Origin of the sequence: Bradyrhizobium sp. 215_C5_N1_1 (assembly GCF_052075935.1) — a bacterium.
Classification (GTDB): Bacteria; Pseudomonadota; Alphaproteobacteria; order Rhizobiales; family Xanthobacteraceae; genus Bradyrhizobium; species Bradyrhizobium barranii.
The window spans coordinates 3,705,117-3,719,825 of record NZ_CP197228.1; the positions used below are offsets into that span (position 1 = coordinate 3,705,117).

A 14,709-nucleotide genomic window follows, 5' to 3' on the forward strand; every position below is an offset into this window, starting at 1 on the left:
CTTTTTGTTGCCGCCACTATAACCGTCTATGCTGCGGCCAAACAACGGGAGGAAACACATGCCTGCTGCCTACTTCGTCGTTCGCGCCACCGTCACCGACGCCAGCAAGCGCGCCGCCTTCGACACATGGTACGAGACCGCGCATGTGCCGGACGCGGTGAAGGCGTTCGGCGTGAGCAACGCCTGGCGGTTCTGGAGCCTGGACGATCCTTCGCTGCATCAGGCCATGTATCAGTTCGATGACGAGGCCAAGCTGGCTGCGATGCTGAAGGGCGATGCGTTGAAGCAGCTCGTCGCCGATTTCAATCGCGACTGGCCCGACGTGAAGCGCACGCGCGAGACGCTGGTGCTCGCGCAGGAGTTTGGAGCGTAGCCGTAGCCCGCTTGTCCCTGACACCCATGTCATGAACCTGAAGATGCGATTCAGCTTTCGTTCATGTCGTGACCGCGACACTCCCTCTGCATCACTTGCTCGATAGCCTAGAGGACATGTCATGGAGCGTCGGAACTTTTTGAAACTTGCATTCGGCGTCGCGGCTGGAGCCGCGACGTTGACCGCGAGCGCACAAGCTGCGCCGTTGGCGCCGCAGCCGCTCGGTGATCCCGCGCGCGCGCCGCAAGGCAATCCCGACGCTCGTCCCGCCGTCACCACCAGTGAGGAGACCGCGCAGCTCAAGCCCGAGCAGGTGCATTGGCATGGCCATCACCGCCATTGGGGCTGGCGCCGCCGCCACTGGGGTTGGCATCGCCGGCGCTGGCACCGCCACCACTGGTAAGCTCGGCACAAGCCAGGCCTTGAACGGGGATCGCGATTGCGGTCCCCGTTTTGATTCGGAGCTGGCGGATGCGACGTCAGGCGTTCAAAACGAAAATGGCCGCGCAGGCTTTCGCCGCACGGCCATCTCGCAATACGAAAAGGTCAGATCAGATCGGGCGGCAGCGGCCACCCCACCAACGGAAGCCGTACGGGCAGACGCGGGCGCGGGGCACGACGACGACCGGCGGGGCAACCACCACCGGGCCGGGCCGCACAACGACCGCACCGCGCATCGGGCGGCAGCCGCCATAGGCGCCGCGGTACCAGCCGGGGCCGCAGCCACCGGCGGCGCTGGCCGCTTCGCTGAAACCGACGACCGCGCTGGCGAGCATGACGGCGGCAAACAGGTATTTCATGAGATCTTCCTCTTGTCCTTGGGCAGGTTTTTGGAGCGCTTGCGGCGCACAATGAATCAAAAGACACGATTCGACACGTTAAATTTGGGGACGTGCCGACACGTCGCGATCCAAACCTGCCAATCATGACCTGAATGCGGCATGAACATTCTCCGCATACGGCTTCTGGCGACAGCAATTGCGCTGGAGCGCCGTCCCGATGGAATCGGAACGGGGCTCCAGGTTCTTAATGCTGATGCGTTTTCTTGACGCGAACCGCTATCCACTTCGCTCGAAAGCGCTCTAGCGGCCAAGAAAGCCCAGCACCAATTCCTTGTACTTCTCCGGCGCCTCCAGGAAGACGAGGTGGCCAGTGTCCGGGATCACCTCGGCCCGTGCGTTCGGCATCTTGGCCGCAAGCGCTTTCGCGAGCTCGGCGTTCTGGCCCATTTTCGCGCGCAATGCCTCCGGCGCGTTCGGTCGGCCCGGCGCGTTGTGATCGTCGGCGCCCATGATGAACAGCGTCGGCTCGGTGATCAACGCGACCTCGTGCGCGACCGGCTCGCGATAGATCATCTGGCCGGAGCTGACGTAGGCGCGCAGCCAGCGCGGATAGTCCGGGCTGCCCTTGATGTTGTAGCGGGCGTCGACGAACGGCGTGATCGCGTCGGGCGGCAGCTTGATCGCGTAATTGGTCTGGAGCTGCTTGCGATAGCCGTCGGGTGTGAGCTTGTCCTCGCTCTCGATGATCTTCTCGGTCGGCGTTGGCGGCACATAGAGACGGTAGTCTTCCAGCCCGATCGGTGCGGTCAGCACGAGATGGGCGACGCGGTCCGGATAGGCGCGGGCGATGCGCACGCCCAGCATGCCGCCGAGCGAATGCGCGACGACCTCGGCTTTGTCGATCTTGAGATGATCGAGCAGCGCAATGGTGTTGCGCGCCAGCGTGTCGAAGTGCAATTCGCCGGTCGGCTTCGAAGATTTGCCCAAGCCGATCTGGTCCGGCACCACGACGCGGAAGCCTGCCTCGCTCAGCATCTTGATGACGGGCGCCCAGTAGCTCGACGGAAAATTGCGCCCGTGCAGCAGCACGACGGTGCGGCCGTTCGGCCGCTCGGGCGCAACGTCCATATAGGCCATGCTGAGCTGCTCGCCGTCATTGATGACAGGCAGCAGATGCACGGGATACGGATAGGCAAAGCCTTCGAGCGCGATGCCGTAGGGCTCGCGCGGGGTAGTGTCGGCGGCGTGGGCGGACGTGAACGGGGAAGCGAGGAGGGCTGCGGCAAGCGCGGCCGGGAGGATGCGGTTCATGAAGATCTCGTAATTGGAGCCGTCATTCCGGGGCGCGTCGAAGATGCGAACCCGGAATCTGGAAGTTCCAGGTTCGATGCTTTGCATCGCCCTGGAACGACACTGCGCTTAAAGCGATGGATGGCCCGGTCAAGCCCGGCCATGACGGAAGCCGTGGTTCACACGCAAACGTGCGATCTCACGCACCTGGCGTGATCAATCCTTCCCGGTCCCGAACAGCGTCGCAAACTGCTTCTCGCCGGTGCGGGTGAAGTTCACCACGCGGCTGCCGGGCGTGGCGTCGCGCGCGGCCCATTTCAGCTCGGCGAACCGCTGCATCATGGCGGCGCCCAGCGTGCCGGCGAGATGATGGCGCCGCTCGCTCCAGTCCAGGCAGGCCTTGCACACCGGACGGCGCGGATGGGTGAGCATGTCGGGCGAGATCTGCAAATGCTTTGCGAGGAAGCGCTCGCCCTCGGCCGTCAGCTCGATGTCCTGCTTCTTCTGCCTGACCAGGTTTCGCGTGCGTAGACTGTCGAGCATCTGCACGCCGAGATCGCCGGCGAGGTGGTCGTAGCAGATCCGAGCGCGCCGCAGCGCCGGATCCTTCGGCCCCGTGCGCACGCGCATGTGGCCGGTCCGCGCGGCAAGTCCCGCAAGGCCTTCGAGCACGCCGGCGACGTCGTCGTCGGTGAGGCGGTAGTAGCGGTGGCGGCCCTGCTTCTCCGGCTCGATCAGCCCGCCGGCCTCGAGCTTGGCCAGATGCGAGCTCGCGGTCTGCGGCGTGATGCCTGCCTCCTGCGCGAGCTCGCTCGCAGTGAGCGCGCGGCCGTTCATCAGCGCGGTGAGCATGTTGGCGCGGGCGGGGTCGCCGACCAGCGAGGCAATCATGGCGATGTCAGGACCTGATTTCATGCTTCGATGGTAGCCGAAGCATTGAAGTGGAGCAAGGACGTAGTCTGTCTTTGCGAACACGTCATTGCCAGCGAAGCGAAGCAATCCAGTTGCTTCAGCGGCGACGGTGTTGCTTGCGCTTGCCGCAATGAAAAATCAGGGAGCCCACCATGTCCGTCACCGTCTTCATCCGCTACCAGCTCGATCCCTTTAAGCGCGCGCAGTTCGAGGAGTACTCAAAGCACTGGCTCACCATCATCCCGAAATGCGGCGGCGACCTGATCGGCTATTTCATGCCGCATGAGGGCACCAACAACATCGCGTTTGCGCTGATTACCTTCGAGAGTCTGGCCGCCTATGAGGCCTATCGCGCCCGGCTGCGGCAGGACGCAGACGGCATGGCCAACTTCCATTTCGCCGAGGAGAACAAATTCATCCTCGCGGAAGAGCGCACCTTCCTGCGCAAGGTGGTATTGTAGACCGCCAACGCAAAGGAGACGCCCATGATTGCCGTGATTTTCGAAGTCTGGCCCAAGCCGGAACATCGCCAGGACTACTTCGACCTCGCGGCCGACCTGAAGCCGATCCTGCAAACCATCGATGGCTTCATCTCGGTCGAGCGCTTTGAAAGCCTGACCGAGAAGGGCAAGATCCTGTCGGTGTCGTTCTGGCGGGACGAGGCAGCAGTCCAGGCCTGGCGCAATACGATGGAGCACCGGCGCACGCAGGCGAAGGGCAGGGCGAAGATCTTTGCTGATTATCACCTGCGCATCGCCAGCGTCATCCGCGACTACGGCATGAATGATCGCGAGCAGGCGCCGAAGGACAGCCGCGCCGTGCACGACGCGCACTAGCATTTGCGGGCGCGCACTGGCGCTGCCCAGTGCGCGCGCTTATGTCTGCGCGGCCAACAAGGGAGAGAAACATGCATGTGACAACCGCTGACAAGCGCACGACGTTCAAGACGATGCACGAGAGCGGCTGCTTCATCCTGCCCAATCCGGTCGACGTCGGCAGCGCCAAGGCGTTGCAGCATCTCGGTTTCAAGGCACTGGCCTCATCGAGCGCGGGCTTTGCCTGGACCATCGGCAAGGCCGACAACCACGTCACGGTCGATGACGTCTGTCAGCATCTGGCAGCATTGTGCTCGGCCGTCGACATCCCCGTGAATGCGGATTTCGAGGGCGGCTTTGCCGTCGAGCCGGACAAGGTGGCGGACAACGTCGAGCGCGGTGTGCGCACCGGCGTCGCCGGCCTATCGATCGAGGATTCCACCGGCGACAAGGACAAGCCGCTCTACGAGCGCGCGCTGGCGGTCGAGCGCATCAAGGCCTCGCGCAAGGCGATCGGCGACAGCGGCACGCTGCTGGTCGGCCGCTGCGAGGCGTATTTGTGGGGCGTGACCGACCTCAAGCTCGTCATCGACCGGCTCACGGCCTATGCGGACGCAGGCGCCGATTGCCTCTACGCGCCGGGCCTGAAGACGCGCGAGGACATCGCCGCCGTGGTGAAGGCTGTCGCACCAAAGCCGTTCAACCTGCTGATCGGCGCGTCCGGCCTGTCCTTGCAGGAGGCCGCCGACCTCGGCGTGCGCCGCATCAGCGTCGGCGGCTCGCTCGCCCGCGCTGCCTGGGGCGGCTTCATGCGCGCCGCGAAGGAGATGGCGGAGAAGGGGACCTTTACGGAGCTCGGCACCGGCTATTCCGGCGGCGAACTCAACAAGATGTTCAGCTAAACGAAAAGCGGCGGGATGTGAGGTCCCGCCGCTTTTTCATCCTCTCGGTGTCATGCCCCGCGCAAGCGGGGCATCCAGTACGCCGCGGCCTCTCGATTCAATCTCCGCCGCTGGTGGAATACTGGGTCGCCCGGTCAAGCCGGGCGACGACAGCTGTTGTCGTTACTTCGCGCCCTCGGACGGGGCGGCCGGATCAGGCGCCGCCGGCTTGCTCGGGGCAGCACCCGTGGTCACGCCGGGTCCCGTGTTGTTGCGCGGCGTCACATCGCGCATGCCGGGAGGCGCGGCCGGATTCGCAGGCGGAGCCTGCTGGGCGGTCTGCGTTGCCGGCGTGTTGCTGGCCTGGTTGCCGGTGCTCGTGTTGTTCAGTCCGTAGAACACGGCACCCAGTACCAAGGCGATCGCCACTGCGAACAAGGCTACCTTGCCGCTGGAGGCGGGGCCTTCGCCAAGCTCGGGATCGACCTGAAGCTCGGCATCCCGTCGCGCCGCACGGACATACTCATCATCGGCGAGATTCGGGCGATACGGATCGTTGGGAAAACGGTCGTCAGCCATCGATTTTGTCTCCTCGATTATTGCGGCTGGACAACCCCTAGATGCGAGATTCTGTTCCGCCCTCCTTAGTGCTTTCGTCGCATGTTGCCCTTGCGCGAGGAATCGGGAACCTGTTCATTTTGGAACCGTGCGCGTCGGTTCCATGGATGGGGAAGGGAACAAGGCGATGTGGAGCTTGCCGCCGAGCGATAGCGTGCTGCATCTGTTGTCGCTGGTCGCGGTCGCAGCGCAAGGCATGACCGCCGCGCTCGCCGCCGGCCGCCGGAGCATGGACTGGCTCGGCGTCTGCTTCCTCGGCTGTATCACCGCGCTCGGCGGCGGCACCTTGCGCGATCTCTTCCTCGGGCACTATCCGCTCGCCTGGGTCGCTCATCCCATCTATCTCGCGCTGGCCGGCGGCGCGGCCTTCCTCACCATCCTGATCGCGCGGCTCGTGCACCGGCTGAAGGTGGCCTTCATCGTGCTCGATGCCATCGGTCTCGTCGTCTTCACCATGGCCGGCTGCGACATCGCCTGGCAGACGAATGCCGCGCTGCCGATCGTCATCGTCTCCGGCATGGTGACCGGCTGCGCGGGCGGGGTGCTGCGCGATGTGCTCTGCAACGACGTGCCGCTGCTGTTCCGCTCCGAGCTCTACGCGACCGTTTCGGTGGCGACCGGCCTGTTCTACGCCACCGCCTTCGGCCTCAATCTCAATGCGGAGCTCTGGACGATCTTGACGTTTGTCCTCGGCGTCAGCTTCCGCCTGCTCGCGGTGCGCTACAAATGGGAGATGCCGAAATTCGTGTTCACGGAAGGCGAGGAGCGGTAGGCGCTCTTTCGTTCACTGTTCCATCTACGTCGTCATTGCGAGCGCAGCGAAGCAATCCAGCATCTTTCCGCGGAGGGACTCTGGATTGCTTCGCTGCGCTCGCAATGACGGAGAGGAGGCAGCAAGAACTACGGCTTTCCCTTCCGCGCCTTCGCCACCTGCGCCGTGGTCACCAGCGGCGCGGCGTTGCCCCAGGAATTGCGGATGTAGTTCGTCACTGCGGCGATCTCTTCGTCGGACAATTGCTTGGCATAGCCCGGCATCTCGCCGCTGTTGGGCGCGCGTGGCGTCGTCACGGTGTGGGCGCCGTCGAGGATGATGCGCAAGCTGGAGGACGGATTGACCGATTGCAGAAGCGCGTTGCCGGGCAGCGGCGGATAGATGCGCGGCGCGCCGGAGCCGTCGGCTTCATGGCAGGCGATGCAAAGTTTTGCGTAGACGGCCTGACCGGCCTTCATCTCGGCCTCGTCGGGCGGCGTCACGATCGTCTCGCGCCGCGACTGCGGCAGGCTCTTCAGATATTCCGCGATGGCGCGCACATCGGCATCGCTCATCTTCGAGGTCGAGCCGACGACCACCTCGGCCATCAGCCCGCCAGCATGGCTTTTGGCGTTGCGGCCGCTCTGGAGATATTCCGTGATGTCCTCGACGCTCCACGACTTCAGCCCGGTGCGCGCGGCGCCATCGAGCCTTGGTGCGTACCAGCCGCCGACCTCGTTGCCCGACAGCGCCTGCGCAGTTTTGTCCGCGCCGAAATAGTTCTTCGGCGTGTGGCAGGCGCCGCAATGGCCGAGCCCGGTGACGAGATAGCCGCCCCTGTTCCACGCCGCGCTCTGGCTCTGGTCCGGCTCGAACAGGGCGGGCTTGAAATACATCGCGTTCCAGACCCGCATCAAGCCGCGATGGCCGAACGGCCAGCGCAGCTCCGGCGGCTTGTTGCGGCTTGCGACGGGCGCCAGCGTTCCGAGATAGGCCCGGATCGCCAGCGTGTCGTCCTTCGTCATCTTCGTGAAATAGGGATAGGGGAAGGCCGGGTAATAGTTCGAGCCGTCGGGCGCGACGCCGGTGCGCACCGCGCGGGTGAAATCGGCGTCGGTCCAGGCGCCGATCCCGGCGTCGCGGTCCGGCGTCAGGTTCGGCGCGTAGATCGCGCCGAAGGGCGTATCGATGCGCTTTCCGCCCGCGAATGGCTTTGCCGGATCGGTGGTGTGGCAGCCCGCGCAGTCGCCGGCCTCGACCAGCGCCTTGCCATAGGCGATCAGCTCCGGCGATGGCTCGGCGGCGCGGGCCGCGCTCGCAACTGCACTGCACAATGCGACAACAGCCAGAATCATTCGCATCGAAAGCTTCCCCTGCGACCAATCGCCCGGATAGGAGCCTCACGTCGTTTCGCGTCGGTGGGGGTATGGTGACACAAATTGAAAATGCTTGATGCCTTTGCAGCCACGAAATTGCGATTATTACCCGGCGCTTCCTTTGGTCCAGATTTGTGATGCGGAGCGTTAAATATCCGACATAGAGTGGCGGAGTTGGTCGGCGCGCCCTAGCTAAAAACAACGGGCAGGCAACGGCTTAAGTGGCCAAACGCTCAAAAGGGGCGGAAGAGGACAAGAATGGGTATCAACCAGGGTCCGATCAGTCTCGACCAGAAATACACCCAGGAAACCGGACACGTCTTCACCACGGGCATCCAGGCCCTGGTCCGGTTGCCGATGGCCCAGATCCGGCGCGACCGCGCCAACGGCCTCAACACTGCGGGCTTCATCTCAGGCTACCGCGGCTCGCCGCTCGGCGGCTATGACCAGCAGCTCTTTGCGGCGCGAAAACATCTCGAGCAGTACAACATCAAGTTCCAGCCCGGCGTGAACGAGGATCTGGCGGCGACCGCGGTGTGGGGCTCGCAGCAGCTCAACCTCTCGCCCGGAGCCAAATATGATGGCGTCGTCGGCATCTGGTACGGCAAGGGCCCCGGCGTCGATCGCTGCGGCGACGTGTTCCGCCACGGCAATGCCGCCGGCTCGGCCAAGAACGGCGGCGTGCTGTGTCTGGCCGGCGACGACCACGGTGCAAAATCCTCGACCGTTCCGCATCAGTCAGACCACGCCTTCATGTCGGCGCTGATGCCTTATCTCTATCCGTCCAGCATCCACGAGATGATCGAGATGGGCCTGCTCGGCATCGCGATGTCGCGCTATTCGGGCTGCTGGGTCGGCATGAAGGTGATCACGGAGACGGTGGAGACCACCGCCGAGATCGACCTCACCGACGAGATGAAGCCGTTCATCATCCCGCCCGATTTCGAGCTGCCGCCCGGTGGCCTCAATCTGCGCTGGCCCGACGACCGCTTCGAGCAGGACCGCCGCCTCCAGGACTACAAGGGCTTTGCCGCGATCGCCTTTGCGCGCGCCAACAAGGTCAACCGCGTCACCATGGATTCGCCGAACGCCCGCTTCGGCATCATGGCGTCGGGCAAGAGCTACGAGGACGTCCGCCAGGCGCTGCGCGAGCTCGGGATCACCGAGGAGGTCGCCGCCAAGATCGGGCTTCGCCTCTACAAGATCGGCATGCCCTGGCCGCTGGAGCCGGAAGGCGTACGCCAGTTCGCGGTCGGGCTCGAAGAGATCTTCATCATCGAGGAACGGCGCGAGATCGTTGAGAACCAGGTCAAGCAGGAGCTGTTCAACTGGCGCGACGATGTCCGCCCCCGCATCGTCGGCAAGATGGACGAGCACGACAAGCGCTTCCTGACCTTCGCCGCCGAACTCAGCGTCGCCTCGCTTGCGACCTCGCTCACCGAGCGGCTTCTCCGACTCAATCTCAACCCTGAAATCGCGGAGATGCTCCGCGCCAAGGCCGACTGGTTCAACGGCCGCCAGGCGAGCCAGATGCAGGCGACAGCGCCTGTTTCTCGCGTCCCGTATTTCTGCTCCGGCTGTCCCCACAACACGTCCACCAAGGTCCCCGAAGGCAGCCGTGCGCTCGCCGGCATCGGCTGTCACTTCATGGCGCTGTGGATGGATCGCTCGACTGAGACGTTCACGCATATGGGCGGCGAGGGCGTGCCGTGGGTCGGCATCGCGCCCTTCACCAACGAGAACCACATCTTCGCCAATCTCGGCGACGGCACCTACTTCCACTCCGGCCTTCTCGCCATCCGGCAGGCGGTCGCCTCCAAGACCAACATCACCTACAAGATCCTCTACAACGATGCCGTCGCGATGACGGGTGGCCAGCGCCATGACGGCGATCTCTCGCCGCAGCAGATCACGTTCCAGCTCCACGCCGAAGGCATCCGCGAGATCTACCTGGTCTCGGAGGCGCCCGACACCTATCCTGCCGACACCATCGCGCCCGGCGTGAAGCTGTATCACCGCGACGAACTCGACAACGTCATGAAGATGTGCCGCGAGTACAAGGGCACCTCGGCGATCGTCTTCGTGCAGACCTGCGCGGCCGAAAAGCGGCGCCGCCGCAAGCGCGGCCTGATGGAGGATCCGGCGCGCCGCGTCATGATCAACCCGGCGGTCTGCGAAGGCTGCGGCGATTGCTCGGTGCAGTCGAACTGCATCTCGGTCGAGCCCCTGGAGACCGAGTTCGGCCGCAAGCGCGCCATCAACCAGTCGTCCTGCAACAAGGACTATTCCTGTGTGAAGGGCTTCTGCCCGTCCTTCGTCACCGTCGACGGCGGCAAGCCGCGCCATCGTGCGCCGGCCGATCTCGGTGACATCGGCGAGCTGCCGGAGCCCGCGTCTCGGCCGACGGTGGACAAGCCCTATAACATCGCCGTCGGCGGTGTCGGCGGCACCGGTGTCCTCACGATCGGTGCGCTGCTCGGCATGGCCGCTCATATCGAGGGCAAGGCCTCGATGATCCTCGACATGTCGGGCCTGGCGCAGAAGGGCGGGGCGGTGCTCAGCCACGTCCGCCTGTCCGATCATCCGGCCGAGGTGACCTGCTCGCGCATCGTCACTGGTACGGCAGATCTCGTGCTCGCCGCCGACGAGGTGGTCGCAGTCGCCAAGGACACGATCTCGCTTTGCGACACCAGCCGGACCCGCGGCATCATCAACAGCCACGTCATTCCGACCGCCGACTTCGTCCTCAACCGCGATTTCAACTTCCAGACCCGCAAGCTGAATGGCTTGCTGGAGACGGCGCTGCACAAGGACTCGGTGTTCTTCGATTTCACCAAGCCGGCCGAGCAGCTGCTTGGCGACAGCATCGCCACCAACATGATGATGATGGGATATGCCTATCAGAAAGGCCTGTTCCCGCTGTCGGCAGAATCGATCGAGCAGGCGATCGAGGTCAACGGCGTCGCGATCAAGATGAACAAGGAGGCCTTCCGCCTCGGCCGCCTCGCGGTCGCCGATCCCCAGCGCCTCGCCGACATGTTGAAGGGGACGGACGAGGTGGTTGCGCCGAAGACGCTCGATGCAATGACGCTGGATGAGGTCGTCGCGCATCGCGCCAAGCACCTGACCGCCTACCAGAGCGGCCGCCTCGCAAGACGCTATCGCAAGCTGGTCGATCAGGTTCGCGATGCCGCCAAGCAGGGCGGTTATGACGATGCGCTGCCGCGCGTGGTCGCGGTGAACTACGCCAAGCTGCTGGCCTACAAGGACGAATACGAGGTTGCGCGGCTCTACACCGACGGCGCTTTCGAGCAGCAGCTCCGCGACCAGTTCGAGGGCGACTTCAAGTTCAACTTCAATCTGGCCCCGCCGATCCTCAGCAGTGGTGTCGACGCGCTGGGACGCCCGAAGAAGCGCGCCTTCGGCCCGTGGATGCTGAAGGCATTCAGGGTGCTCGCGAAATTCAAGTTCCTGCGCGGCACCCCGCTCGACATTTTCGGCCGCAGCGCAGACCGCAAGCTCGAGCGCGATCTGATCGTGGGCTACGAGAAGGACGTCGCCACCGTGATCGGCCTGCTGTCGCCGGTCACGGTCGACACCGCGGTCGAGCTGCTATCGCTGCCCGACCGCATCCGCGGCTACGGCCTGGTCAAGGAGAAGGCCGTCGCGGACGCGAAAGCCCGCTACGCCCAGCTCGCGGCCGACCTCGCGAGCCCGCCGCCCGCGCCGAGGCAGATCGCAGCGGAGTAGGGCGGTCTCGACGCGAACGCAATGCGTAGGGTGGGGCAGCCCTGCAGATGCGCGAAGCGCATCTGCTCGGCGTAACCCACCACTTCTCCGTCCACGTGGAAAGCAAAGAGGTGGGTTACGCCTTCGGCTAACCCACCCTACGATTTCCTCTTTGAAATCAACCAGCGTCCTACTGTGTATGGGGTTGTTTTCGTAAAAAAAGAAAATCCCTTGCGCCGTCGGGCAAAACACCTTTAGGATTTTGGTCGTCGCGTTCGTCATTGCGAGCGCAGCGAAGCAATCCAGAAGTGCATCCGCGGAAAGACTCCTGGATTGCTTCGCTGCGCTCGCAATTCCGACTTGGAGGCAGACGAGGTTAGCCCCCACTTGCGCCAACGCGCTGCCCTCTCGCCCGACGGAATATTTCCGCGCTTGCCAAGCTGGCCCCCGCGGTTCAGAAAAACGGAGCAAGAAGAAACGCGAGCGCGGAGACCTGACGTTTTGACCATCAAGGGCAAGGCCTACATTGCCGGGATCTACGAACACCCGACCCGGCATGCGCCGGACAAATCCACCGCCCAGCTCCATGCCGAGGTCGCCAAGGGCGCGATCGAGGATGCCGGGATCAGCAAGGACGACGTCGACGGCTATTTCTGCGCGGGCGACGCCCCCGGCGGCGCATGGCCGATGGTCGATTATCTCGGCCTGAACACCAAAAAACTCCGCCACGTCGATTCCACCGAGACCGGCGGCTGTTCCTACATCATCCATCTCGGCCACGCCGCTGAAGCCATCGCGGCCGGCAAGTGCTCGATCGCGCTGATCACGCTCGCGGGCAAACCGCGCACCGGTGTGATGCCGCCGCGCGCAGCCGGCGCGGAAGCCGATTTCGAGTCCGCTTACGGTGCGACCACGCACAATGCCTATGGCATGTGTGCCATGCGCCACATGCACGACTATGGCACCACCAGCGAGCAGCTCGCCTGGATCAAGGTCGCGGCCTCGCATCACGCGCAATACAATCCGCATGCAATGCTCAAGGATGTCGTCACCGTCGAGGACGTCCTGAACTCGCCGATGATCTCCGATCCGCTGCATCGCATGGATTGCTGCGTCGTCTCCGACGGCGGCGGCGCGCTGATTGTCACGACGCCCGAGATCGCCAAGAGCCTGAAGAAGCCGTTGGTCAAGCTGATCGGCCACGGCGAGGCGATGAAGGGCCCGCGCGGCGGCAAGGATCTCGACCTCACTTACTCCGCCGGAATCTGGTCCGGCCCGCGTGCGTTCGAGGAAGCCGGCATCACGCCGAAGGACATCAAATACGCCTCGATCTATGACAGCTTCACCATCACCGTCTTGATGCAGCTCGAAGACCTCGGCTTCTGCAAGAAGGGCGAGGGCGGCAAGTTCGTCGCCGACGGCAATCTGATCTCGGGTGTCGGCAAGCTGCCGTTCAACACCGACGGCGGCGGCCTGTGCAGCAACCATCCCGTCAATCGCGGCGGCATGACCAAGATCATCGAGGCCGTCAGGCAGCTGCGCGGCGAGGCGCATCCGAAGGTGCAGGTCAAGAATTGCGATCTCGCCATCGCCCACGGCACCGGCGGCCTTCTGGGCGTTCGCCACGCCGCTTCGACTGCCATTCTGGAGCGCGTGTGATGAGCGAAGCGAAAAAGTATCCGGCACCGGTGACCAATCCGGAGACCGCGGCGTTCTGGGACGCGGCCAAGCAGGGCAAGTTCATGATCAAGCGCTGCACCGCCTGCGGCGAAGCGCATTACTTCCCGCGCTCGATCTGCCCGTTCTGCTATTCGGACAAGACGGTGTGGGAGGAGAGTTCGGGTGAGGCCACGATCTACACCTGGAGCCTGATGCGCAAATCGCCGACCGGCCCCTATGCCATCGCCTATGTCACGCTGAAGGAAGGGCCGTCGCTTCAGACCAACATCGTCGATTGCGATCTCGAGAAGCTGAAGATCGGCCAAAAGGTGAAAGTGGTGTTCAAGCCGACGGATGGCGCGCCATTGCCGTTCTTCACGCCGGCGTAGTTGCTTTCTTCCTTCTCCCCTTGTGGGAGAAGGTGGCGCGAAGCGCCGGATGAGGGGTATCGCTCCGCAGAAAGACTTTCGATGCGGAGCTAACCCCTCACCCGAACGAGTTTGCCGCACGGCTCTCGCGGCCCTCTCCCACAAGGGGAGAGGGCACATTAACGAGCGCCGTTGCTCGCTGAGACGAATGCCGGGAGGAAACCAGAAAAATGTCCGCCAGATACGAAGAACTCAAAGGCCTGAAAAACATCGGCCAGAAATACGCCTATGGCGATCGCGAGGTCATGCTCTACGCCTATGGCATCGGCCTCGGCGCCGATCCGATGGATGAGAAGGAGCTCGCCTTCGTCAACGAGGGCACGCTGACGCCGCGGCCGCTCAAGGTGGTGCCGACCTTTGCGTCCGTCGCGGCCTGGGGTTCGGGGCCCGGCGAGATGAACCTCAACCGCGTCATGGTGGTCGACGGCGAGCGCGACATCACCTTCCACCAGCCGCTGCCGGTCGCTGCGAACATCACCGCCGATTCCTCCGTTGTCGAGGTCTACGACAAAGGCAAGGACAAGGGCGTCGTCATCGCGCACCAGACCGTGCTCAAGAACGAGAAGGGCGAGAAGCTGGCAACGCTGGTCGCCTCGCGCTTCGCCCGCGGTGACGGCGGCTTTGGCGGGCCGAACCTGACCCAGCCCGATCCGCACAAGATTCCGTCGCGCGCACCCGATAAGACCATCGACATCGTCACGCGCCCCGACCAGGCGCTGGTCTATCGCCTCTGCGGCGACCGCAACCCGCTGCACTCGGATCCCGAGTTCGCCAAGAAGGCCGGCTTCCCGCGCCCGATCCTGCACGGCATGTGCACCTACGGCATCACCTGCCGCGGCGTGCTCCAGACCTATGCCGACTACGACGCGTCGGCCTTCCGTCAGCACGTCGCGCGGTTCTCATCGCCGGTTTATCCCGGCGAGACCGTGACCATGGACCTCTGGAAGGACGGCAACACGATCTCGTTCGAGGCCAAAGTGAAGTCGCGCGGCGTCACCGTGATCAAGAACGGCAAGACGGTGCTGGGTTAGGGCGGTCTCGTGCCCCGGACTCAGCGCAGCGCTCCTTAGCGGTGCGCTGCAGAGCCGGGGCCCA

15 protein-coding genes are annotated in these 14,709 nt (G+C 64.2%); 10 read left to right on the top strand and 5 right to left on the bottom strand.

Going from position 1 to position 14,709, the window contains the following annotated elements; translation table 11 throughout:
• The first annotated feature begins 58 nt into the window (after positions 1–58).
• Together AB7G19_RS17730 and AB7G19_RS17735 are read left to right on the top strand one after the other, a co-directional pair.
• On the top strand, positions 59–373 hold the full coding sequence (locus tag AB7G19_RS17730) for a hypothetical protein (RefSeq protein WP_441268000.1): 315 nt from the start codon (positions 59–61) through the stop codon (positions 371–373).
• A gap of 121 nt (positions 374–494) precedes the next feature.
• On the top strand, positions 495–776 hold the full coding sequence (locus AB7G19_RS17735) for a twin-arginine translocation signal domain-containing protein (RefSeq protein WP_063982625.1): 282 nt from the start codon (positions 495–497) through the stop codon (positions 774–776).
• 148 nt (positions 777–924) lie between these two features.
• Here the strand turns inward: AB7G19_RS17735 and AB7G19_RS17740 are convergent, their stop codons facing one another.
• The 3 genes from AB7G19_RS17740 to AB7G19_RS17750 all read right to left on the bottom strand — a co-directional run bounded on the left by AB7G19_RS17740 (position 925) and on the right by AB7G19_RS17750 (position 3,360).
• Positions 925–1,173 carry a GCG_CRPN prefix-to-repeats domain-containing protein gene (locus AB7G19_RS17740; RefSeq protein ID WP_063982626.1) on the bottom strand — a complete coding sequence of 83 codons (249 nt, stop codon included), beginning with the start codon at positions 1,171–1,173 and terminating at the stop codon, positions 925–927.
• Positions 1,174–1,455: 282 nt separating this feature from the next.
• Positions 1,456–2,466: an alpha/beta fold hydrolase gene (locus AB7G19_RS17745; RefSeq protein WP_441268001.1), complete on the bottom strand. Its 1,011-nt coding sequence runs from the start codon at positions 2,464–2,466 to the stop codon at positions 1,456–1,458.
• A gap of 195 nt (positions 2,467–2,661) precedes the next feature.
• A complete protein-coding gene (locus tag AB7G19_RS17750) occupies positions 2,662–3,360 on the bottom strand; it encodes a winged helix-turn-helix domain-containing protein (protein WP_028154913.1) in 699 nt (232 codons plus the stop codon).
• A 149-nt stretch (positions 3,361–3,509) separates the two neighbouring features.
• Here AB7G19_RS17750 and AB7G19_RS17755 point away from each other — a divergent pair, with 149 nt between their 5' ends.
• The 3 genes from AB7G19_RS17755 (at position 3,510) to AB7G19_RS17765 (ending at position 5,074) form a co-directional block, all read left to right on the top strand.
• Positions 3,510–3,818, top strand: a complete 309-nt coding sequence (locus tag AB7G19_RS17755; RefSeq protein ID WP_283016835.1) for an NIPSNAP family protein — start codon at positions 3,510–3,512, stop codon at positions 3,816–3,818.
• A 24-nt stretch (positions 3,819–3,842) separates the two neighbouring features.
• The gene (locus AB7G19_RS17760) at positions 3,843–4,193 is read left to right on the top strand and encodes an antibiotic biosynthesis monooxygenase family protein (protein WP_028151163.1); all 351 of its coding nucleotides are present in this window, start codon (positions 3,843–3,845) and stop codon (positions 4,191–4,193) included.
• A gap of 71 nt (positions 4,194–4,264) precedes the next feature.
• A complete protein-coding gene (locus AB7G19_RS17765) occupies positions 4,265–5,074 on the top strand; it encodes an isocitrate lyase/PEP mutase family protein (protein ID WP_283016834.1) in 810 nt (269 codons plus the stop codon).
• Between the two features lie 162 nt (positions 5,075–5,236).
• On the opposite strand, the gene AB7G19_RS17770 is transcribed toward AB7G19_RS17765, so the two are convergent.
• The gene (locus AB7G19_RS17770) at positions 5,237–5,632 is read right to left on the bottom strand and encodes a hypothetical protein (RefSeq protein WP_063982629.1); all 396 of its coding nucleotides are present in this window, start codon (positions 5,630–5,632) and stop codon (positions 5,237–5,239) included.
• A gap of 166 nt (positions 5,633–5,798) precedes the next feature.
• Here AB7G19_RS17770 and AB7G19_RS17775 point away from each other — a divergent pair, with 166 nt between their 5' ends.
• Complete coding sequence (locus tag AB7G19_RS17775) at positions 5,799–6,443, top strand: trimeric intracellular cation channel family protein (protein ID WP_283016833.1); 645 nt, start codon at positions 5,799–5,801, stop codon at positions 6,441–6,443.
• Positions 6,444–6,571: 128 nt separating this feature from the next.
• Here the strand turns inward: AB7G19_RS17775 and AB7G19_RS17780 are convergent, their stop codons facing one another.
• A complete protein-coding gene (locus AB7G19_RS17780; protein ID WP_283016832.1) occupies positions 6,572–7,783 on the bottom strand; it encodes a c-type cytochrome in 1,212 nt (403 codons plus the stop codon).
• Positions 7,784–8,056: 273 nt separating this feature from the next.
• Between AB7G19_RS17780 and AB7G19_RS17785 the strand changes: the two genes are divergently transcribed.
• The 4 genes from AB7G19_RS17785 to AB7G19_RS17800 all read left to right on the top strand — a co-directional run bounded on the left by AB7G19_RS17785 (position 8,057) and on the right by AB7G19_RS17800 (position 14,645).
• Positions 8,057–11,548: an indolepyruvate ferredoxin oxidoreductase family protein gene (locus AB7G19_RS17785; protein ID WP_283016831.1), complete on the top strand. Its 3,492-nt coding sequence runs from the start codon at positions 8,057–8,059 to the stop codon at positions 11,546–11,548.
• Between the two features lie 480 nt (positions 11,549–12,028).
• Entirely contained in the window at positions 12,029–13,186 is a 1,158-nt protein-coding gene (locus AB7G19_RS17790) for a thiolase domain-containing protein (protein WP_039147548.1), read from the top strand.
• Positions 13,186–13,575, top strand: coding sequence for a Zn-ribbon domain-containing OB-fold protein (locus tag AB7G19_RS17795; protein ID WP_085405481.1), 390 nt, complete (start codon positions 13,186–13,188; stop codon positions 13,573–13,575). The genes AB7G19_RS17790 and AB7G19_RS17795 overlap by 1 nt, the downstream gene beginning before the upstream one ends.
• Before the next feature lie 209 nt (positions 13,576–13,784).
• Positions 13,785–14,645 carry a MaoC family dehydratase gene (locus AB7G19_RS17800; RefSeq protein ID WP_283016830.1) on the top strand — a complete coding sequence of 287 codons (861 nt, stop codon included), beginning with the start codon at positions 13,785–13,787 and terminating at the stop codon, positions 14,643–14,645.
• Positions 14,646–14,709 lie beyond the last annotated feature (64 nt).

Coding starts and splice junctions, on each gene's coding strand:
- AB7G19_RS17730 (WP_441268000.1), top strand. CDS start 59: ATGCCTGCTGCCTACTTCGTCGTTCGCGCCACCGTCACCGACGCCAGC.
- AB7G19_RS17735 (WP_063982625.1), top strand. CDS start 495: ATGGAGCGTCGGAACTTTTTGAAACTTGCATTCGGCGTCGCGGCTGGA.
- AB7G19_RS17740 (WP_063982626.1), bottom strand. CDS start 1,173: ATGAAATACCTGTTTGCCGCCGTCATGCTCGCCAGCGCGGTCGTCGGT.
- AB7G19_RS17745 (WP_441268001.1), bottom strand. CDS start 2,466: ATGAACCGCATCCTCCCGGCCGCGCTTGCCGCAGCCCTCCTCGCTTCC.
- AB7G19_RS17750 (WP_028154913.1), bottom strand. CDS start 3,360: ATGAAATCAGGTCCTGACATCGCCATGATTGCCTCGCTGGTCGGCGAC.
- AB7G19_RS17755 (WP_283016835.1), top strand. CDS start 3,510: ATGTCCGTCACCGTCTTCATCCGCTACCAGCTCGATCCCTTTAAGCGC.
- AB7G19_RS17760 (WP_028151163.1), top strand. CDS start 3,843: ATGATTGCCGTGATTTTCGAAGTCTGGCCCAAGCCGGAACATCGCCAG.
- AB7G19_RS17765 (WP_283016834.1), top strand. CDS start 4,265: ATGCATGTGACAACCGCTGACAAGCGCACGACGTTCAAGACGATGCAC.
- AB7G19_RS17770 (WP_063982629.1), bottom strand. CDS start 5,632: ATGGCTGACGACCGTTTTCCCAACGATCCGTATCGCCCGAATCTCGCC.
- AB7G19_RS17775 (WP_283016833.1), top strand. CDS start 5,799: ATGTGGAGCTTGCCGCCGAGCGATAGCGTGCTGCATCTGTTGTCGCTG.
- AB7G19_RS17780 (WP_283016832.1), bottom strand. CDS start 7,783: ATGCGAATGATTCTGGCTGTTGTCGCATTGTGCAGTGCAGTTGCGAGC.
- AB7G19_RS17785 (WP_283016831.1), top strand. CDS start 8,057: ATGGGTATCAACCAGGGTCCGATCAGTCTCGACCAGAAATACACCCAG.
- AB7G19_RS17795 (WP_085405481.1), top strand. CDS start 13,186: ATGAGCGAAGCGAAAAAGTATCCGGCACCGGTGACCAATCCGGAGACC.
- AB7G19_RS17800 (WP_283016830.1), top strand. CDS start 13,785: ATGTCCGCCAGATACGAAGAACTCAAAGGCCTGAAAAACATCGGCCAG.